Here is a 22,985-nt window from a genome sequence, read left to right on the forward strand (position 1 = left end):
GTTTAATGCTTATGGTATTATCTGGAAAGTTTGTAAAAAGTTGAATTTAAAAAGAAACTTTAAAAATTAAGAGGGTAACTGTTTGAACAATAAAATGAAAATTATTACGCTAAATGACAAATGGGCGTGGATTTCTATCTGAGTAGAGGTGTGGTGTCAATATGTTTTTCCTGTTTTTGTGACAAAATCTGATTTATACCAATATTTATTATAGTGTAGGTCGAAGGTATTAGTTTCTATGCTAAAATTTTTAAGCTGTTTATATAAAACAGTGATTTAAACTAAAACTAAGGAAAGACAGAACATGAACAAATTACTGATTGCCGTAATGATGATGGCTGGTTTGACAGCTTGTTCCCAAGAGGCTAAACAGGAGACTCAAGAGGCTGCTCAAGCCGTTGCATCTGAAGTTAAAAACGAAGTTGCTTCTGCTGCCGATGCTGCTGCGTCTGCTGCTCAAGAAGCTGCCGATAAGGTTGAAGCTGGCGCCAGCAAAGCAGAGGAAGCCGCGAAACCTGAAGAAGCCGCCAAGCCCGAAGAGAAAGCCGAAGCGCCTGCCGCTGAAGCCAAGCCTGCCGAATCCGCCAAAGTGGACGGCAAAGCTGTTTTTGAAGCGAACTGTAAAGCATGCCACAGCGGCTTGATTCCCGGCGCTCCTGCCGTAGGTAAAAAAGAAGACTGGGCGCCTCGCATCAAACAAGGCAAAGACACTCTGCACAAACACGCCCTCGAAGGCTTCAATGCCATGCCTGCCAAAGGCGGTAACGGCAGCCTGAGCGACGATGAAGTAAAAGCCGCAGTTGACTACATGGCCAACGAATCCGGCGCTAAATTCTAAACCGCACCGATTGAAACGCACCTTGCCACAAGGTGCGTTTTTTATGGGTGGGCGGATAAAAGTTGAAATAGTGCCGATAAACAGGCAAAGGCCGTCTGAAACATTTTATTTTGAAGCGCAATCGGCTAAAATCAGGCGAATTATTTTATGCAGGAGCAAACCATGAGCAATCCACACGACAACGTAGATGCCGGCGAAATCGCCAAGTTCAGCCAAATCGCCGACAAATGGTGGGATAAAAACGGCGAATTCAAGCCCCTGCATGACATCAACCCCTTGCGCCTCGACTATATCGACGGCTATGCCGGATTGGCAGGCAAACGCGTGTTGGATGTAGGCTGCGGTGGCGGGATTTTGTCGGAAAGCATGGCCAAACGCGGCGCAGAACACGTGACCGGCATCGATATGGCGGAAAAATCCCTGCAAACCGCCGCTGCCCATGCGGCCAGCCAACATGTTGCCAATATTGATTACCGCTGCATCCGCGTCGAAGACCTCGCCGCCGAGCAGCCGCACAGCTTTGACGTGGTAACGTGTATGGAAATGATGGAACACGTTCCCGATCCGTCCGCCATCGTTCAAGCCTGCGCGAAACTGGTCAAACCCGACGGCATGGTGTTTTTCTCCACCATCAACCGCAATCCCAAATCTTATCTGCATCTGATTGTCGGCGCGGAATATCTGTTGAAATTCGTCCCCAAAGGCACGCACGACTGGAAAAAATTCATCACGCCGGCAGAGCTTGCACGCATGTGCCGCCAAGCCGGATTGGATACCGTCGGCAGCAAGGGCATGACCTACAATTTGTTGAGCGGCCGTTATTCTTTGTGCGATTCGACCGAGGTCAACTACATGGTGGCCTGCCGTCCGGCGTAAGGGTACAAGGATAAAACACACGGGCTTGCCCGATATTTGAAACGATATGTCAAAAACAGCTCGATACAAATATCGGTAAGGTAAATCAGGCCGTCTGAAAAGAAAAAAGGCATGTTCGATACATGCCTTTTTTGTATGTGCAGAGAGGTTGTCGCCCTTATTCCGTCCAAGACGAATACGGATGTTTGCTCAAATACGCATTGGTGAATTTACCGTCTGCCGTGATTTCCTTGCCCAACCAAGACGGTTTGGGGAACTCGGTATCTTCAGACGGCAATTCGATTTCCGCCACAATCAATGGCGCATTGTCGCCAAAATATTCGTCGATTTCATACACAAAGCCTTCAAATTCGACCCGATAGCGGTATTTTTCCATTTTAAACGGGCACATGTCCGCCATCATCGCCTGCGCGTGAGCCAGCGGGATTTCGTATTCAAACTCGCTGCGCGTCATGTCGGAAATATAGCCTTTCAGGGTCAGCCATGCTTGAGAACCGATAATCCGCACACGGATGGTGCGCTCTTTTTCCACGCTCAAATAGCCCTGTTGCAACACCAGCGGCTCGCTTGCCGCTTCACGCCAACTGTCATCCGCCAGCAAAAAGCGGCGTTCGATTTCGATCGTCATGAATTCTTTCCTTATTTACCAAACAGGCCGTCTGAAGATTAAAACGGCTTGAAAACCACCATATAAAGCGCGGCCACCATCATCAATACGGGGAGTTCGTTGAATACCCGATACCAGCGGTGCGAATACACATTGCTGCCGTTTTGAAAACGGCGCAGCAGCAGGCCGCAATAAAGCTGGTAAGCCAAGAGCAGCAAGCCGCACAATAATTTAACCGCCAGCCAGCCGTTGCCCCACCAATTGTTTACAAACCCGATGGCCGCGCCGAATATCAGCGTTCCCCAGCCCAAAGGCGACATAAAGCGGTACAGCCTGCGCGACATATCCGTCAGTCGTATATATTCCACGCTGCCGGGCTCTAATTGCGCCAAATTCACATAAATCCGTGGCAGATAAAACAGTCCGGCAAACCAAGAAATTACAAAAAACACATGCAGCAGCTTAAACCACAAATACATTTCCGACGGCCTCAAAACCTAAAACCATTATTTTATCCGCAATACTGCTTAAGCCAAAACAAAATAGTCAAAACAATCCGATTCAGTGCGCCGCAACAATGTGTTGCAGGCATGATTTTACCCAAAAACCAAATTGTAAATTCTGCAACAATATGCAAGTTGGGATATGCACGATGAAAAAAACTTGTTAGAATCCTATGCTATTTAATTATAAAAACATTATGGACGGAAAACATGAAACAATTCGAAATCAGTAACAGCGTCAGGAAAGAGCTTAGCAACTACCTGAATACGCGCAATCTAAACCTCAAAGCCGCCATGGACAACGAAACAACCAATGGCGAAGTCGCGGCCATCGTTCACGCAGGATTGCCGGCGATGATTCGGAAAATCTATTCTTTGGAAAAAATGAAAACCTTTTTCTGGACGAAAAAAGATTTGATGATGGAATTTATCAATATGCGCTTGGCTGCCGGCGATAAAAAGAGCAAAAACTAATTTTAGCGTTGGGCAGGGGAGACAGGAGTTTGAAATGCGGACTTCTGTTTTCTCGAAAATTTTATTAGGGATAGGGCTTACTTATTGTTCCTAATCAGTTTTGACAACCGAAAGGCCGTCTGAAATTCAAATAATAGGATATGGGAACATGCCCTGTTTTTATGGGCGGCTTGTCTGCATTGGAATAATATTGAGCTTGGCAACTGTTGCGACGTTCCGCACTGGGCGGTTTTATCGGCTGAATGGTTTTATATTTGTTTTGCTGAAAATATTGAATGGATTATAAAAAGGCCGTCTGAAACATTTCAGACGGTCTTTAGCGTTGAATCAGCAATTAAAACGGCGGATTTTCAAATTAAGCCGCGTTGTCGAAACCGCTGTGGCGGAGCAGGGCATCCAGGCTTGGTTCGCGGCCGCGGAAGGCTTTGAAGGATTCGGCTGCGCTGCGCGAACCGCCGACGGCCAGTATTTCTTTCCAGAAGCGGCGGCCGGTTTCGGCAACATCGTCGCTTTCTTCAAAAGCGGCGTAAGCGTCTGCACTCAAAACTTCCGCCCATGCGTAGCTGTAATAGCCTGCGGCGTAGCCGCCGGCGAAGATATGGCTGAAGCTCAAGGCAAAGCGGTTGTATGCCGGCGGTTGGGTCACGGCGACTTCTTGACGCACTTTGTCCAAAATTTGCGGCCATTCTTTCAGACGGCCTTCATCTTCCTGATGGTAGATTTCCATGTCGAAGAGGGCAAATTCCATTTGACGGATGAGGAACATACCGCGTTGGAAGTTTTTGGCGGCGTGCATTTTGTCGAACAGCTCTTTCGGCAATACCGCGCCAGTTTCTTCGTGCGAGGACATTTGCGCCAATACGTCGTATTCCCAAACGAAGTTTTCCATGAATTGGCTGGGCAGCTCGACCGCGTCCCATTCGACGCCGTTGATGCCGGATACGCCCACTTCGTCAACTTGGGTCAACAAGTGGTGCAGGCCGTGGCCGGTTTCATGGAAGAGGGTGATGATTTCGTCGTGGCTCAAACGCGCTTCTTTGTCGCCGACTGGAGGGGTGAAGTTGCAGACGAGGTAGGCGGTCGGCAGTTGCAGCGTACCGTCGGCGAAACGGCGGCGGCCTTTGTAGCCGTCCATCCATGCGCCGCCGCGTTTGCCTTCGCGTGCGTACAAGTCCATGTAAACGCCGCCGATGGTTTGGCCGTCTTGTTTCAGTTCGAAATAGCGCACGTCTTTGTGCCAAACAGGGACGGTTTTTTCAGCCAGCTCGATGCCGTAGAGTTTTTTGATTTGGGCAAACAGGCCTGCCAATACTTTGCTGATAGGGAAGTATTTTTTTACTTCGGTTTCGCTGAAGGCGTATTTGGCTTGGCGCAGTTTTTCGGCGGCGTAGCTCAAATCCCAAGATTGCGGATCTTCGATATTCAGACTCTCGCGTGCAAAGGCTTTGATTTCGGCAAAGTCTTTTTCGGCAAACGGTTTGGCGCGGCGGGCAAGGTCGTGCAGGAAATTCAGAACCTGTTCGGGCGTATCCGCCATTTTGGTTGCCAGCGACAGCTCGGCGTAGTTTTTAAAGCCGAGCAGTTTTGCGGTTTTCAGCGCGTTTGCAAGCGTTTGTTCGACGTTGGCTGTGTTGTCGAATTTGCCTTCGTCAGACAATTCGCTGGCACGGGTAACGTAGGCGCGGTAGATTTGTTCGCGCAGTTCGCGGTTGTCGGCGTATTGGATAACGGCGAGGTAGTGCGGAATCTGCAGGCCGATTTTGTAGCCTGTTTTGCCTTCGCTTTGTGCGGCGGCGGCAAACATGGCGATGGAGTCTTCGGGAATGCCGGCAAGTGGCGCGGCATCGTCAAAGTAAATGCCGAAAGCGTCGGTCGCGTCTTGGACGTTTTGTGCGAATTTGGCACCAAGTTGCGCGCCTTCGGTTTGCAGTTGCGCCAGTTCTGCCTGCTGTTCGGGCGGTAATTCGGCACCGCTGAGGACGAAGTCGCGCAAGTCGTGGTTGAGCTTGGTTTGCTGCGCTTGGGAGAGGGTGTTGAATTCGGCAGAATTTTTGATGATTTTGAAGCGGTTGTACAACTCGATGTCTTGACCGATTTCGGTGAAGAAAATGGTGATTTCAGGCATCAATTCGTTGTATACGGCACGCAGCTCGGGCGTATCGACCACGGAGTTGAGATGGGAAACCACGCTCCAAATGCGGCCGACGCGTTCGGTAATATCGGTTAGTTTTTCGACGGTGTTGGCCCAGTCGGTATGCGTTTGCGCTTTGATGGCGGCGATTTGTTCGCGCGCTTCGGCGATGGCGGTTTGCAGGGCGGGTTTGATGTCTTCGGTTTTAATTTGGTCGAAACGGGGTTCTTCGCCCAAGTGGAGCAGGACGTTGTCGCTCATATGGTTTCTCCTGAATAAGATGGATTCAGACGGCCTTGTGGCCGTCTGAAAAGAAAACGATAGGCGTTATATGGTGGCAGACAGGCAGAATTAAAGTGTCCTGCCTGCCTGTCGGCCAATCTTATTCTGCGCCGCGCGGATTGGCGTGCAACGGTGCAGCCAGTTCGAGGCGCATCGGCGTGCCTTTCGGGGCAAATACGGCATTGGCAATATTGGTTTGCAGGGATTCGGCAAACGAGCCGCGATACACTTTTGCGCCTTGATGGGTCAGGTTAGATTGTACGTCGACGTATACGTCGCCGCCGATTTGACGCCAGAGGTGACAGAAGGTGTAGTCTTCGGACAGATAGCGTTTGCTTTCCGGATCAACCATGCAGTCGAAGAATCGGTAGTGTAGGCCTTTGTCTTCTCTGTTGTAGTCACTGTCGGAGATGTAGTTCAACTCGGGGTAGGCTGCCATCATTTTTTCAAATACGCTGCGCTTGATAACCATAAAGCCGGTTGGCGCATCATGAACTTTCATAAAACCGTCTTCATCGACTTTCAGTACGATTTCACCGTTTTCATTTTTTTCGCTGGTGTTGACGGTATAAGAAGTGTACATGCGCTCGAAGTCGGCTTGTGTCGTGCCGGCCGGAACGCCTTCTTCAGGCCAATTCTCGCGTTTGAGCGGATAAATGCCTGCCACAACGTCTTTATCTGCCAAAAGCAGTCGATAGAATGAATCGGGAGAAAAGCCGATGTCGGAGTCAATCCAGAATAAATGCGTCCATTCTTTGTTTTCTAAGAATGTGGCCACGCAGTTGTTGCGCGCGCGCGTAATCAGGCTTTCGCCGCGCTGCATCATTACTTGAAGCGGCAGGCCGAGGGAGGCGTTGGTGTGGACGATGTTCAGAAGTGAGAGGGTGTAGTTGTGGAAATATTTGCCGTCATGGCTGGGGGTCATGATTACAGGGTACATTTCGGCAAGGGCTGATTCGGGCAACATGACTTTTCCTTATTGTTGATTGTGAACTTCATTATTGTAAGGGATTTGATTGTATCAATAAACAAACCGTACTATTTTGTTTGGTTGATCAGTCGGTATTGCGTGCGTAAGAATTCGTCCAAAACCGCCTGTTGTATTTCCAGCCGTTTGGAAACGGGGGAGGCAAAGCGTACGATGATGTGGTACACCTTGTCATCATGCGGCACGCGGGACACGCGCGGCTGGGCGGCGGGGGTAATAAAGAGTTTTTGCGCTTGAACGTTTTCCAAATGCTGCTTGATGGCAGGGACATAAGGCTCGCACAAGGGCTCAAGAACGTCTTTCAGACGGCCGATGATTTCGTCCGAATCCAAATGAATCGGCACGGGGATTTCCACCGTATGAATTACATAATCGCCCAAAATATTGTCGCGGCGTACGGTATGGCTCAAAAGCAGGCTGTTGGGAAACGAGAGCGTTTTGCCGGAAAGCTGGCCGATCAACGGATTAGGGCCGATTTGCATCATCAGCGTGTTCAGCATATTGATATCGACCACCCGTCCGCGCAGGCCGTTGATTTCGATGTAGTCGCCGATGGAGTATTGTTTGGTTACCGAGCGCAGGATGCTGCCGGACAAACACATAATCAGCTCTTTGGTTGCCACCACAATCGCCGCGGCCACTGCAAACATCGACAAGGCCAAAGTTTGAATCTGCGCCGCCCAAATCATCGCCAGCCCGAGCAGGATCAGCAACATGGTTACGTTGCGGCTGAACACCAGCGAGCGGCGTTTGTTTTCAATGCTCAAATCCGGATGGCTGCGAAAATGCGCCGAGAGCAAGATGCTGCGCCCGGCAATGACGGCCACAATCATCAATACCGACATCAAAGCCGATTTGATGATTTCTTCACTGACAGGCAAAGCGTTTAGCCATTCCTGTATGGTGTTCCACATGATACTGTTTCCTTTCCCTTTTTAGGCCGTCTGAAAACCCACGCGTTCAAAAATTTCTGCCGCACACGCTTCCGATACCGCAAACAAAGTTGCCACGCTGCCCAAAGACCGTTGTGCTGCCACGCTCAAATCGTCGCGGCATACTTCGCCCAGCCACTCAACCGGCCGCACCAGCGACATTTTCTCATCATCCCATTGCGGACAATGCACCGCTCCGCCTGTAATCCTGCCGACCCGATAACGGCGCAAAGCAGGCGAGTAGGTCAGTACGCCATCTCCATCAGCCAATTCGTTGACAAACCGCCACATTTGGGCCGCGCCCGATTGCGCCGTTCTCAATTTCACATCCGGCACGGCCGAACGGTAAATATCCGTCAGCTCCTCACGGCCAAAACCTTTTGCCGCCGCTTCTGCCAGCATGGGCCAAGCCAACGCCGCCACGCCGCGCTCGAAAAATACATCATAAAGCGCACCTTGCGTGCTGCGAACCATATAAAGTCTGGCTTGTTTTCCCATTGCAGTACCTGTTTGTTTGAAGGATTCATCCCTTGGTTTCAATATTACCCGTTACGGCTGAAAAATTCGATATTTTGAATTGTCGGAAGGGTTTGAAGTTCTCGCTGAAAATAAATGAATTATAAATGAAAGGCCGTCTGAAAAAATAAAATAGGCTGATATATCAACAGATGATATATCGTAACAATATATTAATAACTGTAAAATTTTTTACGTTTGTATCAGAAAAAGATAAGATGAAAGAATCAATCGCGAAAGATTGCTATTCACTGAACATTAGGAGAGAAAAAATGACCTGCAAAACCCACGAACATCATGACCACGTTCACGGCACAAACTGCGGACACACTGCCATCAAACACGAAGGCCACGTCGATTATCTGCACGACGGGCACCTGCACCATGAGCACAACGGCCACTACGACGAGCATGCACTGAGCGTCAATGAAACCAACCCTGACGGCTGCCATCCGGTTGACAGCTGCCACGGCCACGTTCACGGCGAAGGTTGCGGCCACGAAGCCGTACCGCACGGCGATCATGTTGACTACATCGTCAACGGCCGTCTGCACCACCAACACGGCGACCATTGCGACGACCACGGTCCGGTTGAAATCGTTAAATAAAACTGTTTTTCAGACGGCCTTTAATATGGGGCTTCTATAGAAAAAGGGGGGGGTATTTTCACTCCCTTTGTTTGGTTTGCCCTATATTTCAAACTGCTGCGGCTTACCGCCTCAAAAACTGTATTAAACCAATGTATTTACTGGGTGCTTGACATTGTTTCGGCATTGTCGCTCCCCTTTGTTGTGGGCTATCTTTCCTTATTGGTCAAAGGCTTTATGCAATAAACTTTTCAGATAACCGTTCTATACAATAAGGTCGTCTGAAAGCCGAATATTGATTTATGTTTTTAAAGCGCTTTTTAAATTAAAGGCCGTCTGAACGTGTAGTTTCAGACGGCCTTTAGTTTTACCAATTCACACGAACTGCCCTGCTGCCGAGCAATGTTTCCAGTTCGTCAAACAAGGCGGTGCTTGGCGTTACCATCCATTTGGGCGCAATTTTCAATTTGCCCGATGCTTTGCCGTTGCTGTACGACAGTTGCAGCGGGATGTGCGACGTGTCGGGCAGGCGGTGGGCGGTGAGGATGGCGGCGAGGCGTTCGATGTCGTGGCCGGGGGCGAGGGCGAGGCTGAGGCTGCGGGCGTAGCGTTCGCGCGCCATTTGCAGGGTCATGACTTGGTTTGCCATGATGCGTAGTCCGTCGCCGCCGCCGTAGTCGTCGCGGCTGACTTTGGATTCGATAATCAGCACTTGGTCGGATTTGAGGTAGTTGGCACAGTTTTCCAGAGTCTGACCGCTGACCATGATTTCAATCTGTCCGCTCAAATCTTCGAGGCTGACGAAGGCGATTTTGCCGCGCTTGCCCATCATGGTGCGCACGGCGGTCACGAATCCGGCGAGGCGCACGCTGTCTTGCGGTTTCAGACGACCTAATTTGGTCGGGGCGATTTGACGGACTTCTTGGGCATATGGACCGAACGGGTGGCCGGAGAGGTAGAAGCCGATGACGGTTTTTTCTTCGGCGAGTTTTTCCGATTCACTCCACATGGGCGCATCGATGAGCTGCACCGGTTCGATGGCGTCTTCCATCATGTCGAAAAGCCCGCCCTGATTGGCGTTGGCGGCTTTTTGGTCGGCGTTGTTCATGGCGAGGTCGATGTTCGCCAAGAGCATGGCGCGGTTGGGTTCGATGCTGTCGAACGCGCCGCCGCGTATCAGGGCTTCGAGGGTGCGGCGGTTCATGTGTTCTTTGCCAACGCGCTCGCAGAAGTCCAAGAGGCCGGTAAACTTGCCGCCGCTTTGCCGCGCGGCGATGATGGATTCGACGGCGGCTTCGCCCGTGCCTTTGATCGCGCCGAGTGCGTAGCGGATTTTCATGTTCGGATACGGCGTGAAGCGGTAGTCGGATTCGTTGATGTCGGGCGGCAGGAACTCGATGCCGTTGGCGCGGCAGTCGTCGTAGAAATGTTTGAGCTGGTCGGTGTTGTCCAATTCAGACGACATGGTTGCCGCCATAAATTCGGCGGGGTAATGGGCTTTGAGCCATGCGGTCTGGTAGGAAATCAGGGCGTAGGCGGCGGCGTGGGATTTGTTGAAACCGTAGCCGGCGAATTTTTCCATGTAGTTGAAGATTTCGTCGGATTTTTCGCGCGAAATGCCTTGTTTCGCCGCGCCTTCGGCGAAGATTTCGCGGTGTTTCACCATTTCTTCAGGTTTTTTCTTACCCATGGCACGACGCAGCAAGTCCGCGCCGCCGAGCGAGTAGCCGCCGATAATCTGCGCCGCCTGCATCACTTGTTCCTGATACACCATAATCCCGTAGGTTGGCGCGAGGATGCCTTCGAGCAGCGGGTGGATGTATTGGAACTCCTGTCCCTTCATACGCGCGACGAAGTCGGGAATGTTATCCATCGGGCCGGGGCGGTAGAGCGATACGAAGGCGATGAGTTCTTCAAACTTGGTCGTATGCGCCGTTTTCAGCATTTTCTTCATGCCGGTCGACTCGAACTGGAAGACGGCGGTGGTGTTCGCATCGCGGAAGATTTGGTAGGCAGCTTGGTCGTCAAGCGGAATCTTGCCGACATCGACGATATCGCCGGTGGTATTTTTGATGTTGTTCTGTGCCATTTCGATAATGGTCAGGTTGCGCAGACCCAAAAAGTCGAATTTCACCAAACCCACGTCTTCCACGTCGCCCTTGTCGTACATGGATACGGGTGAGGCGGATTCGTCCGCCTGATACACAGGGCTGTAATCGGAAATCTTGCCCGGCGCAATCAACACGCCGCCTGCGTGCATACCCAAACCGCGCGTCAGGTCTTCCAGCTTTTTCGCCAGCGTAATCAGTTCGTCCGCTTCTTCCGCTTCGATTAATTCCTGAATTTGCGGCTCGGCCTTCATTGCATCGTCCAGACCCAGAGGTTTGTTGGTTTCCAACGGAATCAGCTTGGACAGTTTGTCGCACAGCATAAACGGCAGCTCCAGCACGCGCCCCACGTCGCGGATGACCGCTTTGGACGACATCGTGCCGAAGGTCACAATTTGGCTTACCGCCTCCGCGCCGTATTTTTCGCGTACATATTCAATCACGCGCCCGCGGTTTGCCTGACAGAAGTCCACGTCAAAGTCGGGCATGGAGACGCGTTCAGGGTTTAAGAAACGCTCGAACAGCAGTGCGTATTTGAGCGGATCAAGGTCGGTAATCTTCAATGAATACGCCACCAGCGAGCCTGCACCCGAACCACGGCCCGGCCCGACCGGACAGCCGTGCGTTTTCGCCCAGTTGATAAAGTCTTGTACGATAAGGAAATAGCCGGGGAATTTCATCTGGATGATGATGTTCAGCTCAAAATCCAAACGTTCCTGATATTCCGGCATTTTTGCCGCGCGTTCCGCTTCGTCGGGATAAAGCTGAACCATGCGTTCCTGCAACCCCTCGTTTGACAGTTTCACCAAATAATCATCCAGCGACAGGCCGTCCGGAGTAGGGAAGAGCGGCAGGAAGTTTTTGCCCAATGTGATGTGCAGATTGCAGCGTTTGGCAATTTCTACCGTGTTTTCCAAGGCTTCGGGCAAGTCGGCGAAACGTTCGGCCATGGTTTCCGGCGGAATGAAAAACTGGCTCGACGTGAAATCGCGCGGACGTTTTTTGTCCGTCAGCACCCAGCCGCCCGCGATGCACACCCGCGCCTCGTGCGCGTTGAAATCATCGCTGCTCATAAACTGGGTCGGATGCGTAGCCACTACCGGCAAACCCAGTTCCTCCGCCAGTTTCACGCTGCCCGAAACGCAGGCTTCCCATTCAGGGCGTTCGGGCAGGCGTTGCAGCTCTAAATAAAACGTATTGGGAAACCACGCCGCATATTTCAACGCCGCCGCACGCGCCGCATCTTCATTGCCGTTCAACAGATTCACGCCCACTTCGCCGTAATGCGCGCCGCTCAAACAAATCAAGCCGCTGTTGTCGCCGTTTTCCAGCCATTCGGGATTGAGTTCCGCATGATGGACATTGCGGTCTTTGCCGACATAGGCCTCCGTCAAAAGCTCGCTCAAGCGCAGATAGCCCGCATCGTTGCGGATAATCAGCATGGCACGAAACGGCTTGTCGGGCGCATTCGGATTGCCTATCCACACGTCCGTCGCGCCGATGGGCTTAATCCCTGCACCGCGGCAGGCTTTATAGAATTTCACCAAGCCGAATTCGTTCATCAAATCGCTGATGCCCAAAGCAGGCAAACCGTATTCCTGCGCTTTGGCAATCAGTTTTTTAATCCGCACCATACCGTCGGTAATCGAAAATTCGGTATGCAGGCGTAGGGGGATGTAGGTCGGCTCGGTCATAGCAAAATCGGCGTGAACAATAAAAGGCATATTGTAGCAGGGTTGGCAGCTAAAGGCCGTCTGAAAACCAAATGTAATGGGTTTGGATAAAGCAAATCAAACAGAAGGGGGCTTTCTTTCAGACGGCCATGTTAAAATATCGCCATTATTGAAAAGGATTGAATGATGGAAGCAACCGTCTATCTTGAAGACAACGAATACATCGCTTTATGCGACCTGTTGAAACTGGCCGGCCTTGCCGAAAGCGGGGGACAGGCAAAAGCGTTTATCGCTGAAGGGCTGGTGTTGCGCAACGGCGAAACTGAAACCCGTAAAACCGCCAAAATACGCGGCGGCGAAGTGATTGAATTTGACGGCGCTCGCTTGGAAATTGTCGATGGATACGACCCTGAAGAATAAAGCCGAAGCCATCTTGGGCGAGCCGCTTTTAGACGAACCTATCCGCCCCGAGTCGTGGGAATGTTGCGGCAGCGAGTGCGGCGATGCCTGTATCCAGACAATGTATTGGGCGGAAAAAGCCCGCTATGATGCACAACGGCGGAAATTGAAAGAAGCAGGTTGGGTAGGCGGCGAAGATGAGGCAAAGGCCGTCTGAAAACGATTGGCTTCAAACAATGCTGCATTAAAGCTAATGCCGTCTGAAAGTTTCAGACGGCATTGGCTTTTTTAAAGTTTAAATTAAGATTTTGTTACCTCGGAAGCGGTTGCATTTTCAGGTGTGTCAGGTGCAGCATCTGCAGGAGCCTGATAATCTGTATTTTGCGATGAAGAGGGCTCGGCATTGTCATAGTTATCATGTTTATGATGCTTATCATGTTTACCAAAGTGTCGTTTGTCTTGATCGTCATCTTGTGCTACTGCCAATACTTTGCCGTTTTGAGCATCAACCAAAGCTTCGTATTCAACGTCGTCTTTCAAGATTTCTACTTTGTAACGGCCGCCCAAATGTTGTTTGTATTTGTAATCGACATCTTTAACGACGCCGCCCACTTCTGCTACCGCTGCTGCGGCTGCTTGCTGGCCGGAAACCTTTGCAAACATACCTTCTTTGAAAGCCATGGTACCTGCCGCACCGGCAACGCCCAAACTTGAAGCAATAATACCGGCGATGATGAGTTTTTTTGAAATAAAAGCGTTAATGCGTTTCATGATTTTCTTTCCTACTGTGTTGTTGAACGATGAATGCATTCTATGCCTCAACAATTAGCTGAATATGAGCAAAACGCTAAGATGTGTAATGGGTTGCAATACTAAAATTAACATTTTAATAATAATGAGGAACGAAGCCGCGTCTTTCAGACGGCCTTGCTGATATGTTGTGATGGCATATTTGGCGCAGATTGTGGTTTGCATGTGAAAACAAAAAAGTGTGATGAAAAAAGGGCATGTGTGAGACATGCCCCCGGATTAAATGGTAAATGCGATGGTGAGAAACCAAATGACGGAATAAGATTTGCGGTTGGTCAACTCATCTCATTCCGCCTTGTTTTACAATCACTCAGACGATGTTTCGCCTGCAAGATTTTCGATTTCTTCGCGATGCGCGTCAAACCATGAGCCGACCACTTGATTGACTTCGTCCATGCCTTGTTTTTTCAGGCTGGAGAATAATTGAACGCTGATTTTTTGGCGTTCGGTGTAGGGTTTGAGTGATTTTTTTACCGCCGCTAAAGTTTTAATTTGGTCATTTTTAGACAGTTTGTCTGCTTTTGACAGCAGGATATGCACAGGGCGGCCGGTGATGTGGAAAAAGTCCAGCATTTGAATGTCTAAAGCCTTGAGCGGATGGCGCGAGTCCATAATCAAAATCAGGCCGATCAGTTGGCGGCGTTGTTGCAGGTAGTCGCCCAAGAGTTTGACCCAGTGCGCACGGATGGCCTCAGGTACTTGCGCGTAGCCGTAGCCGGGCAAGTCGACCATGAAATTGCCGTTTTCCAGTTCAAAGAAATTGATATGTTGGGTGCGCCCCGGTGTTTTGGAAACGTAGGCAAGGCGCACATGATTGGTTAAGGTATTGATGGCACTTGATTTGCCGGCATTGCTTCGGCCGACAAAGGCAATCTCGGCCGGCGTGTCGGGCAGGTCTTTCAGATGGTTGACCGTTGTAAAGAATTTGGCGTTTTGAAAAAGGTTCATCAGTATTTCCTTGCATGGAAACAAAACTGCAACATCATAATTTGTATCGGGCATTTATGTTGCAGCAGTTTGGTAATTTGAGTAGTAATTTAATGTAAACTTGGTATAGAATAGCACGTTTATAGAATTATCGGTTTTAATCGGGAAAATTCCCCGGTATTTGAGTATAAAAAAGGCATTGACGCGGTACGCAATGCTGTAATCAGGAGCACTCCATGAAACGATTGACTTTATTGGCCTTGGTATTGGCTGCCGGCGCGGTTTCCGCTGCCCCTAAAGCAGATGCTGAAAAAGGCAAACAGGTAGCGACTACTATCTGTGCGGCGTGTCACGCAGCCGATGGTAACAGCGGTATCGCAACTTATCCTAAACTGGCAGGTCAGGCTGCGGCCTACACCTACGGTCAAACCATGGCCATCAAAGACGGTACCCGCACCCACGGTGCTGCCGGCGTGATGAAACCGATGGTGATGAACTTGTCCGAACAAGACATCCGCGACGCTGCCGCCTACTACGCCAAACAACAAGGCAAACCGGGCGAAGCCAATCCTAAAGAAAACCCAGAGCTGGGCGCAAAAATCTATCGCGGCGGTCTGAGCGCTAAAAAACTGCCGGCATGTATGTCTTGCCACGGTCCTAGCGGCGCAGGTATCCCTGGCGGCGGTACTGAAATCCAAGCCTATCCTCGTCTGGGTGGCCAACACAAAGCTTACGTTGTCGAGCAAATGAAAGCTTACCAATCCGGCCAACGCAAAAACGCCATCATGGCCGATATTGCCAACCGCCTGAGCGAAGAAGAGTTGAACGCAGTAGCCAACTTCATCCAAGGTTTGCACTAATTTCGTTTTGAAACGAGCTTATTGATACAGGCCGTCTGAAAACCCTTCAGACGGCCTTAGCCAATATATGCCGATAAGCCTGATTGGTTTTTTCAAATAGCGACAGTAAGATTTTGACTACAATATACAGTATTCTTCCTTTCGCATCATAACGTCCATCGCAGCCCGATTGATTGGGTTGTTCAAAGCCGACAGTTGAAACATGAGTAAATCTTCATCATCCGTCCCACTCATCCGCAGACCGTGGTTTGCCTTTTTCAGCTCCATGCGTTTTGCCGTCGCCCTGCTCAGCCTGTTGGGCGTGGCTTCGATTATCGGTACGGTCTTGCAGCAAAACCAGCCACAAGTCGATTATTTGGTGAAATTCGGCCCGTTTTGGTCACAGATTTTCGGCTTTTTGGGCCTGTACGACGTGTACGCCTCGGCGTGGTTCGTTGTCATCATGATGTTTTTGGTGATTTCCACCGGATTGTGCCTGATTCGCAATGTTCCGCCGTTTTTGCGCGAGATTCGTTCCTTCCGTGAAAACGCGAAGGAAAAATCGCTGGCGGCAATGCGCCATTCCATCGTTTTAGACGGACAGGTGACGCCCGAAGTCGCACAACGATATTTGGAAGTGCAGGGCTACGGTTGTAAAACCGTTACGCGTGAAGACGGCTCGGTTTTGGTGGCGGCGAAAAAAGGCGCGATGAACAAATGGGGCTATATCTTTGCCCATGCCGCGCTGATTGTGATTTGTTTGGGCGGTTTGATAGACAGCAATATCCTGCTGAAAATCGGTATGCTCACCGGCCAAGTCGTGCCGGACAATACTGCGGTTTACGCCAAAGACTTTAAGCCCGAAAGCGTGTTGGGAGAATCCAACCTGTCGTTTAGGGGCAATGTCAATATCGCGGAAGGGCAGAGCGCGGACGTGGTGTTTCTGAATGCGGATAACGGCATGCTGGTGCAAGACCTGCCGTTCTCGGTCAAATTAAAGAAATTCCATATCGACTTTTACGATACTGGTATGCCGCGTGATTTTGCCAGCGACTTGGAAGTAACGGACAAGGCAACCGGCAAAGTCAGCGAACACACTATCCGCGTCAACCATCCTTTGACGTTGCACGGTATTACGGTTTATCAGGCAAGTTTTGCCGACGGCGGCTCTGACTTGATGTTTAAAGCGTGGAATCTGGCTGATGCCGACCGTACTCCAGTTAAACTCAAAGCAACGTCTATGCGCGAGTTTCCGCTGGATTTGGGCAAGACTTCTTATAAACTGGAATTTGACCAGTTTACTTCGATGAACGTCGAAGACATGAGCGAGCCGTCTGAAAAAGAGCAAAACCTGAAATCCGCCCTCAACGATGTTCGCTCCGTCCGTCAAGAAGGCAAAAAATACACAAATATCGGCCCGTCTATCGTTTACCGCATCCGCGACAAAGCAGGGCAGGCTGTCGAATATAAAAACTATATGTTGCCGGTAAAACAAGATGAAGACTATTTCTTCATTACCGGCACACGCAGCGGCTTGGCGCAGCAATACCGCTGGTTGCGCATTCCGATGGATAAAAACGGCCAAATCGACACCTTTATGGCTTTGCGCCAATATCTGAAAGACGATGCGGCACGCCGTAAAACCGTTGCCAATGCCGTTAAAGGCGCGCCTGCCGAAATCCGTGAGCAATTCATGGCGGCGGCGGAAAACACTTTGTCGATTTTTGCCAAAGGCGGCTATTTGGCTTTGGACGAATTTGTTACCACCAACATTCCGAAAGAGCAGCAGGAAAAAATGCAGGGCTATTTCTATGAGATGCTCTATGGCGTGATGAATGCCGCTCTGGAAGATACGATCAGCACATATAATCTGCCGGCTTGGCCGCAAGATGAAAAACGCAACCGCTTCCTGCTGCATGCAATGGATGCTTACACCGGTTTGACCGAATATCCCGCGCCGATGCTGTTGCAACTGGAAAGTTTTACCGAAGTACGCTCTTCCGGCCTGCAGATGACCCGTTCGCCGGGCGCATTCTTGGTGTATTTGGGTTCGGTATTGCTGGTGTTGGGTACGGTGTTTATGTTCTATATTCGTGAAAAACGTGCTTGGCTTCTGTTTTCAGACGGCCGTATCCGTTTTGCCATGTCTTCCAGCCGCAACGAACGCGACTTGCAGAAAGAATTTCCGCAACACACACGGCAATTGCAGCAGCTTGCCAAGGATTTGAACCATGAATAACAAACATCAGGCCTTGCCCGAGCATGAGCTTCTGACACATAAATCATTTATCCGAAACCTCAACCTTTTCGACTGGGCGTTCGCGTTGCTGATTGCAGTCGGCGCGTTTATTGCCCAAACCCAGGCCGGTCTGCACATGGACATCTACGAAATGGTAATTTTGTGGGTGAGTGCCGGTATTGCCGTTTTTCTGGGTTGGTTTTTCAAACCGATGCGCTGGTTTATCCCTTTGGGCGTGTGCTTGGCGTATTTGGCCGTTGATTTGTATGGCGGCGACATCAAACGTGCAGACGGCTTCCTGCTCAAATACCTGTTAAGCAGCCAGTCGGCGATTATGTGGCAATGCGCGTTTGTGTTCTTCGCCTTGTTTGCCTATATCGTCGGCGCGATAGCGGCGGTGCGCAAAAATGTGCCGTCCAATACGCTTTTGGGCATGGGTACCGTGTTTGCGTGGGTTTCCGCGGTGGCGGGCTTTGTCGGTTTGCTGGTGCGTTGGCATGAAAGCTATCTGCTGCGTCCCGATGCCGGCCATATTCCGGTTTCCAACCTTTACGAAGTATTTATCTTGTTCTTGGTCATTACGGCGCTGATGTACCTCTATTACGAAGGCCGTTTTGCCGTACAAAAACTGGGCGGCTTCGTCTTCAGCTTTATGGCGATTGTGGTCGGATTTGTCTTGTGGTACAGCGTTTCACGCGAGGCGCATGCCATCCAGCCGCTGATTCCTGCTTTGCAGTCTTGGTGGATGAAAATCCACGTTCCGGCCAACTTTATCGGCTACGGCGCATTCTGTATCGCCGCCATGCTGGGTATTGCCGAACTGCTGGCACTCAGAAAAGAAGATGCAGGCAAAAAATCATGGCTGCCGCAATCTCAAGTCATTGAAGAAGTCATGTACAAAGCGATTGCCGTCGGTTTCCTGTTCTTCACCATCGCCACCATTCTCGGCGCATTGTGGGCGGCCGACGCGTGGGGCCGCTATTGGAGCTGGGACCCGAAAGAAACTTGGGCATTTATCGTTTGGCTGAATTACGCTGTCTGGTTGCATTTGCGACTGGTGGCAGGCTGGCGCGGCAGGGTGTTGGCTTGGTGGGCGGTCATCGGCCTGATCATTACCGCCTTTGCCTTTATCGGTGTGAATATGTTCTTAAGCGGTCTGCATTCTTACGGCACTTTGTAAGCAGCTATCCCACACTTTATTTCAGACGGCCTTTTTCCGTTTTCGGAGAAAACGCCGTCTGAATCGTTTTTAATCATTTTTTCAGACGGCCTCAAACCATGTTGGTATTAGGAATTGAATCATCTTGCGACGAAACCGGCGTTGCGCTCTACGATACCGAGCGCGGCCTGTTGGCGCATCATTTGCACACACAAATGGCGATGCACGCCGAATACGGCGGTGTTGTCCCCGAGTTGGCCAGCCGCGACCATATCCGCCGTGTCGTACCGTTGACGCAAGGTTGCTTGAAAGAAGCAGGCGTAGGCTATGCTGATATTGACGCGGTTGCTTTTACGCAAGGCCCGGGCTTGGGTGGCGCATTGCTGGCCGGTTCAGGCTTCGCCAACGCTTTGGCGTTTGCCATCGGCAAGCCTGTTATTCCCGTCCACCATCTTGAAGGCCATTTGCTCTCGCCTTTGTTGGCAGACAATAAGCCTGAATTTCCATTTGTCGCTTTGCTGGTGTCGGGCGGACATACGCAATTTATGGCTGTACGCGGTATCGGCGATTACACCTTGCTGGGTGAGAGCGTAGACGATGCGGCAGGCGAGGCGTTTGATAAAACGGCCAAGCTTTTGGGTTTACCTTATCCCGGCGGTGCCAAATTGTCCGAGCTGGCCAAACTCGGCACACCTGATACTTTCACGTTCCCACGCCCCATGCTCCATTCGCACGATTTGCAGATGAGCTTTTCCGGTTTGAAAACCGCCGTTTTAACCGCTGTCGAAAAAGTCCGTGCCGAAACCGGCAGCGATGAAATTCCGGAACAAACACGAAACGACATTTGCCGCGCTTTCCAAGATGCGGTAGTCGATGTGTTGGCGGCCAAAGCCAAAAAAGCGTTGTTGGATACCGGCTTCAGAACTTTGGTAGTTGCCGGCGGTGTGGGTGCAAACTGGAAACTGCGTGATGAATTTTCGCGCTTAACCGTCAAAGTGCCGTCTGAAAAGGGCAAACCCAAGCCGCAGGAAGAAAAAATCAATGTTTATTTCCCGCCGATGGCATATTGCACCGACAACGGCGCAATGATTGCCTTTGCCGGCGCGATGCGTCTTGCCGAGCGTCAGGCTGTCGGTGCATTCAATGTCAAGCCGCGCTGGCCGCTGTCGGATATTGTGAAACAGGGCTGATGTATTAGACTGCTTCGATGCAATGAAAGGCCGTCTGAAATGACGAATTTATCTAAAGGTTTGCTGGCGGCCATAACGTCCAATGCATTGTTTGCTATGCTGTTTCTGTACGGCGTATGGATGCAGCCGATGAGCGGCACGGAAATTTTTGCGTGGCGTATGGTGGCGATGCTGTCGGCTTTATGCGTGCTGATGACAATGGTCAACGGTTGGCAGGCTGCGGCGCGGTTTGCGAACAATATCGGCCGTGATTGGAAGCGGTGGCTGTTGATTGTATTGCCGACGCCGATATTTGCCAGCCAGTTGTGGCTGTTTGTCTGGGGGCCGGTCAACGGCGAAGGCGTAAACGTGGCGATGGGCTATTTTCTGTTCCCATTGTCTATGATGCTGGGCGGACGGATTTGGTTTAAAGAGCGTTTAAACCGATTGCAGACGGTTGCCATTGCATTGGCATGTGCAGGCGTAGCATGTGAATTGGTACGGTCGGGTGCGTTTTCGTGGACGACTGTATGGGTGTTTGGTACTTATCCGTTTTATTATTTGTTGCGCCGAAAACTGGGTGTGCCTTCTTTAATCGGATTGACGTTTGATTTGTTGATGATTACGCCATTTGCGTTGGCGTATATTATATTTGCAACGGATACGCCGGCGATGATAGCGGCCAAACCGGTTTTAATCTTCTTTATTGTGTTGCTGGGCTTCAATAGCGCAATATCCATGCATTTGAATTTGAAGGCAAATCAGTTGCTGCCGGTTGCAGTGTTCGGTATGTTGAGCTATTTGGAACCTGTGTTGCTCTTTATCGTGTCGATTGTGTGGCTGGGCGAGCCGGTACAAAAAGGTGCATTGATCGGCTATGGCCTGATTTGGTCGGGATTGTGCGTGATGATAGCCAATGGCTTGTTGGGAATGAAGAAAGAAAAGAAATTGGCTAAAGCTTGATGATAGATTAAGGCCGTCTGAAAACTGAGTTGAACAATATTTTCAGACGGCCTTTGATATTGAAAGGGACGTATCGGATGCGTCCCTTTTGTTTTACCAGCTTTGGGCAATACGGTCGGCTTCTTGCAGGCGTTCGACTGTGCCGACGTCCAACCAAAGGCCGTTGTGGTGTTCGCCGCTGATTTTGCTTTGACTCATGGCCTGACGCAACAGGGGGGCAAGTTTGGCAGCTTGGTGCGCCGGGGTATCTTTGAAAAGCGCGGGATGATAGACACCTACGCCGCTGAAAGTCAGGGCTTGACCGTCTGCGGATGAGGCGGATACTAGGCCGTCTGAAAGCAGGCCGAAGTCGCCTTCGGGATGGTGTGGCGGATTGTCCACCAGCCACAAATGGGCGAGAAGGTTGTGTTCCTGCATACGCTTGGCAGCCAGTCCTGCAGCTTGGAAATCAATGTCGGTCAATACGTCGCCATTGACGACCAAAAACGGTTCGTCGCCCAAAAGAGGCAGGGCTGTGGCAATGCCACCGGCAGTTTCCAGGCCTCCGGCGCGCTCTGGAGAATAGGCAATGCGCACGCCGTAGTCCGAACCGTCTTTTAAGGTGTCTTCGATTTGTTGGCCAAGCCAGGCATGGTTGATGACGATTTCAGTGAAGCCGGCCTGTTGCAGGCGGCGTAAGTGCCAACCAATAAGCGGCGTGCCTGCTACTTCGAGTAAGGGTTTGGGCGTGTGGTCGGTCAGGGGGCGCATGCGTTCGCCGCGACCGGCGGCCAGTATCATTGCTTTCATGGGTGTGCCTATAATGTGTGAAACAGAAAAGGTCTCAGGCCGTCTGAAACATCAGTTTCATTTTTCAGACGGCCTGAGACCTTTATTTATGCCAAAGATTTGAATTGCCTACGGAAATACAGCAATGCCGGTGCTTGCGTGTTGGTATTGCGGATTTCGTTGAGCTGAACGAAAAAGACGTAATGCGTGCCGATTTCGCGCTGATCGACAATACTGCCGTGCAGGTGCGCCAGCGCACCTTCAACCTCGAGCTGTCCGGTTTGCCCTCTATGCCAAATATGGTATTCGAAACGTTCTTCGGGCGAGAGGTCGGTCAGTCCGGCAAAGTGTTCGGCGATATCCTGCTGGCTGTCATTGAGCGTGTTGATGCACAAATCATGGTTGCCTTGCAGGATGGGAATGATGGCGGATTGGCGGTTGATGCACAGCATGACCGTCGGTGGCTCGTCGGTAACGGCAGTGACGGCAGTCATGGTAATGCCATAGCGTCCTGCTTCGCCGTCTGTCGTAATAACATGCACGCCGGCGGCACAGGAGGCCATGGCATCTCGAAATAATCTCTTGAGTGTGTGTGTTGAGTCTGTCATCCGGCTTTCTTTATTTTAATGCCTGTTCGATTTTTGCCAGCTCTGCCAAGAGTTCTTTGAGTTGTGCCATTTTTTCTTTGGATAGAACTTTTTCAATCGCATCGTAGCGTTCGTCAACCAATGCACCGATGGATTCATAGAGTTTCTCACCTTCAGGCGTCAGTTTCAGGTAGACACGGCGTTGGTCGTTGGAAGGCTTCAGGCGGACGGCCAAACCTGCTTTTTCCAAGCGGGTCAGAATGCCGGTCAGACTGGGGCGAAGGATGCAGGCCTGATTGGCCAAATCTTGAAAGTCGAGTGTGCCGTTTTCCGCTAAGAGCCGGATGATACGCCATTGCTGGTCGGTAATATTGGCTTGGTTCAGAATAGGGCGGAATTGGGTCATCAATGCTTCCCGCGCCTGAATCAGACCGATATTGATAGATGCATGTTTAGATTGGTTGGGCATTACTAAGTCTCCGGTGTTATCAAAAATCAAACCGTTGAAGCGTGAGGTAGATTGATAAAGGCGAATATTGCTGTTTTAAGGCTGCCGTCGGCAGCCGGGTCATGGGAACAAAAGCATCACTGCCACAATATTAGATGAAGA

Annotated in this window: 23 protein-coding genes; 11 read left to right on the forward strand and 12 right to left on the reverse strand. The window is 50.7% G+C overall.

Going from position 1 to position 22,985, the window contains the following annotated elements:
• Nucleotides 1-304: 304 nt before the first annotated feature.
• Both ACTHTQ_RS00325 and ubiG read left to right on the forward strand, forming a co-directional pair.
• Complete coding sequence (locus tag ACTHTQ_RS00325) at nt 305-838, forward strand: c-type cytochrome (protein ID WP_440362730.1); 534 nt, start codon at nt 305-307, stop codon at nt 836-838.
• Between the two features lie 162 nt (nt 839-1,000).
• Nucleotides 1,001-1,714, forward strand: coding sequence for a bifunctional 2-polyprenyl-6-hydroxyphenol methylase/3-demethylubiquinol 3-O-methyltransferase UbiG (gene ubiG, locus ACTHTQ_RS00330; RefSeq protein WP_193699281.1), 714 nt, complete (start codon nt 1,001-1,003; stop codon nt 1,712-1,714).
• A 157-nt stretch (nt 1,715-1,871) separates the two neighbouring features.
• Here ubiG and ACTHTQ_RS00335 read toward each other — a convergent pair whose 3' ends face one another.
• Entirely contained in the window at nt 1,872-2,342 is a 471-nt protein-coding gene (locus ACTHTQ_RS00335; protein WP_440362731.1) for a CYTH domain-containing protein, read from the reverse strand.
• Between the two features lie 38 nt (nt 2,343-2,380).
• A complete protein-coding gene (locus tag ACTHTQ_RS00340; RefSeq protein ID WP_036472741.1) occupies nt 2,381-2,800 on the reverse strand; it encodes a CopD family protein in 420 nt (139 codons plus the stop codon).
• 234 nt (nt 2,801-3,034) lie between these two features.
• Here ACTHTQ_RS00340 and ACTHTQ_RS00345 point away from each other — a divergent pair, with 234 nt between their 5' ends.
• Complete coding sequence (locus tag ACTHTQ_RS00345) at nt 3,035-3,298, forward strand: hypothetical protein (RefSeq protein ID WP_063076597.1); 264 nt, start codon at nt 3,035-3,037, stop codon at nt 3,296-3,298.
• 355 nt (nt 3,299-3,653) lie between these two features.
• Here ACTHTQ_RS00345 and ACTHTQ_RS00350 read toward each other — a convergent pair whose 3' ends face one another.
• The 4 genes from ACTHTQ_RS00350 to ACTHTQ_RS00365 all read right to left on the reverse strand — a co-directional run bounded on the left by ACTHTQ_RS00350 (nt 3,654) and on the right by ACTHTQ_RS00365 (nt 8,129).
• Nucleotides 3,654-5,690, reverse strand: a complete 2,037-nt coding sequence (locus ACTHTQ_RS00350) for a M3 family metallopeptidase (protein ID WP_440362732.1) — start codon at nt 5,688-5,690, stop codon at nt 3,654-3,656.
• A gap of 121 nt (nt 5,691-5,811) precedes the next feature.
• Nucleotides 5,812-6,678: a hypothetical protein gene (locus tag ACTHTQ_RS00355; RefSeq protein ID WP_440362733.1), complete on the reverse strand. Its 867-nt coding sequence runs from the start codon at nt 6,676-6,678 to the stop codon at nt 5,812-5,814.
• 71 nt (nt 6,679-6,749) lie between these two features.
• Nucleotides 6,750-7,613, reverse strand: coding sequence for a mechanosensitive ion channel domain-containing protein (locus ACTHTQ_RS00360; protein ID WP_440362734.1), 864 nt, complete (start codon nt 7,611-7,613; stop codon nt 6,750-6,752).
• A 21-nt stretch (nt 7,614-7,634) separates the two neighbouring features.
• Nucleotides 7,635-8,129: a restriction endonuclease gene (locus ACTHTQ_RS00365; RefSeq protein WP_440362735.1), complete on the reverse strand. Its 495-nt coding sequence runs from the start codon at nt 8,127-8,129 to the stop codon at nt 7,635-7,637.
• Between the two features lie 290 nt (nt 8,130-8,419).
• On the opposite strand from ACTHTQ_RS00365, the gene ACTHTQ_RS00370 reads away from it, so the two are divergent.
• Nucleotides 8,420-8,755 carry a hypothetical protein gene (locus ACTHTQ_RS00370; protein WP_440362736.1) on the forward strand — a complete coding sequence of 112 codons (336 nt, stop codon included), beginning with the start codon at nt 8,420-8,422 and terminating at the stop codon, nt 8,753-8,755.
• Between the two features lie 346 nt (nt 8,756-9,101).
• On the opposite strand, the gene dnaE is transcribed toward ACTHTQ_RS00370, so the two are convergent.
• Entirely contained in the window at nt 9,102-12,536 is a 3,435-nt protein-coding gene (gene dnaE, locus ACTHTQ_RS00375; protein WP_440362890.1) for a DNA polymerase III subunit alpha, read from the reverse strand.
• A gap of 165 nt (nt 12,537-12,701) precedes the next feature.
• Here dnaE and ACTHTQ_RS00380 point away from each other — a divergent pair, with 165 nt between their 5' ends.
• Both ACTHTQ_RS00380 and ACTHTQ_RS00385 read left to right on the forward strand, forming a co-directional pair.
• On the forward strand, nt 12,702-12,935 hold the full coding sequence (locus tag ACTHTQ_RS00380; RefSeq protein ID WP_440362891.1) for an RNA-binding S4 domain-containing protein: 234 nt from the start codon (nt 12,702-12,704) through the stop codon (nt 12,933-12,935).
• On the forward strand, nt 12,913-13,131 hold the full coding sequence (locus tag ACTHTQ_RS00385; RefSeq protein WP_154953096.1) for a hypothetical protein: 219 nt from the start codon (nt 12,913-12,915) through the stop codon (nt 13,129-13,131). The genes ACTHTQ_RS00380 and ACTHTQ_RS00385 overlap by 23 nt, the downstream gene beginning before the upstream one ends.
• 83 nt (nt 13,132-13,214) lie before the next feature.
• On the opposite strand, the gene ACTHTQ_RS00390 is transcribed toward ACTHTQ_RS00385, so the two are convergent.
• Together ACTHTQ_RS00390 and yihA are read right to left on the reverse strand one after the other, a co-directional pair.
• Entirely contained in the window at nt 13,215-13,685 is a 471-nt protein-coding gene (locus ACTHTQ_RS00390; protein ID WP_440362737.1) for a PepSY domain-containing protein, read from the reverse strand.
• A gap of 345 nt (nt 13,686-14,030) precedes the next feature.
• Nucleotides 14,031-14,672, reverse strand: a complete 642-nt coding sequence (gene yihA, locus ACTHTQ_RS00395; RefSeq protein ID WP_440362738.1) for a ribosome biogenesis GTP-binding protein YihA/YsxC — start codon at nt 14,670-14,672, stop codon at nt 14,031-14,033.
• Nucleotides 14,673-14,887: 215 nt separating this feature from the next.
• Between yihA and ACTHTQ_RS00400 the strand changes: the two genes are divergently transcribed.
• From ACTHTQ_RS00400 to rarD, 5 genes are all read left to right on the forward strand, one after another.
• A complete protein-coding gene (locus tag ACTHTQ_RS00400) occupies nt 14,888-15,511 on the forward strand; it encodes a c-type cytochrome (RefSeq protein WP_003684518.1) in 624 nt (207 codons plus the stop codon).
• A gap of 265 nt (nt 15,512-15,776) precedes the next feature.
• Complete coding sequence (locus tag ACTHTQ_RS00405; protein WP_440362892.1) at nt 15,777-17,729, forward strand: cytochrome c biogenesis protein ResB; 1,953 nt, start codon at nt 15,777-15,779, stop codon at nt 17,727-17,729.
• Complete coding sequence (ccsB, locus tag ACTHTQ_RS00410) at nt 17,722-18,909, forward strand: c-type cytochrome biogenesis protein CcsB (RefSeq protein ID WP_283120774.1); 1,188 nt, start codon at nt 17,722-17,724, stop codon at nt 18,907-18,909. Before ACTHTQ_RS00405 ends, ccsB begins: the two co-directional genes overlap by 8 nt.
• 98 nt (nt 18,910-19,007) lie before the next feature.
• Entirely contained in the window at nt 19,008-20,078 is a 1,071-nt protein-coding gene (tsaD, locus tag ACTHTQ_RS00415) for a tRNA (adenosine(37)-N6)-threonylcarbamoyltransferase complex transferase subunit TsaD (protein ID WP_283120775.1), read from the forward strand.
• 39 nt (nt 20,079-20,117) lie between these two features.
• A complete protein-coding gene (gene rarD, locus ACTHTQ_RS00420; protein WP_440362739.1) occupies nt 20,118-21,020 on the forward strand; it encodes an EamA family transporter RarD in 903 nt (300 codons plus the stop codon).
• Between the two features lie 93 nt (nt 21,021-21,113).
• Here the strand turns inward: rarD and murU are convergent, their stop codons facing one another.
• From murU to hpaR, 3 genes are all read right to left on the reverse strand, one after another.
• On the reverse strand, nt 21,114-21,809 hold the full coding sequence (murU, locus tag ACTHTQ_RS00425) for an N-acetylmuramate alpha-1-phosphate uridylyltransferase MurU (protein ID WP_440362740.1): 696 nt from the start codon (nt 21,807-21,809) through the stop codon (nt 21,114-21,116).
• Between the two features lie 86 nt (nt 21,810-21,895).
• Complete coding sequence (gene hpaC, locus ACTHTQ_RS00430; protein ID WP_440362741.1) at nt 21,896-22,396, reverse strand: 4-hydroxyphenylacetate 3-monooxygenase, reductase component; 501 nt, start codon at nt 22,394-22,396, stop codon at nt 21,896-21,898.
• 10 nt (nt 22,397-22,406) lie between these two features.
• On the reverse strand, nt 22,407-22,844 hold the full coding sequence (gene hpaR, locus ACTHTQ_RS00435) for a homoprotocatechuate degradation operon regulator HpaR (protein ID WP_003684610.1): 438 nt from the start codon (nt 22,842-22,844) through the stop codon (nt 22,407-22,409).
• Nucleotides 22,845-22,985: the final 141 nt, after the last annotated feature.

This window comes from Neisseria sp. P0020.S003 (assembly GCF_051957095.1).
Classification (GTDB): Bacteria; Pseudomonadota; Gammaproteobacteria; order Burkholderiales; family Neisseriaceae; genus Neisseria; species Neisseria subflava.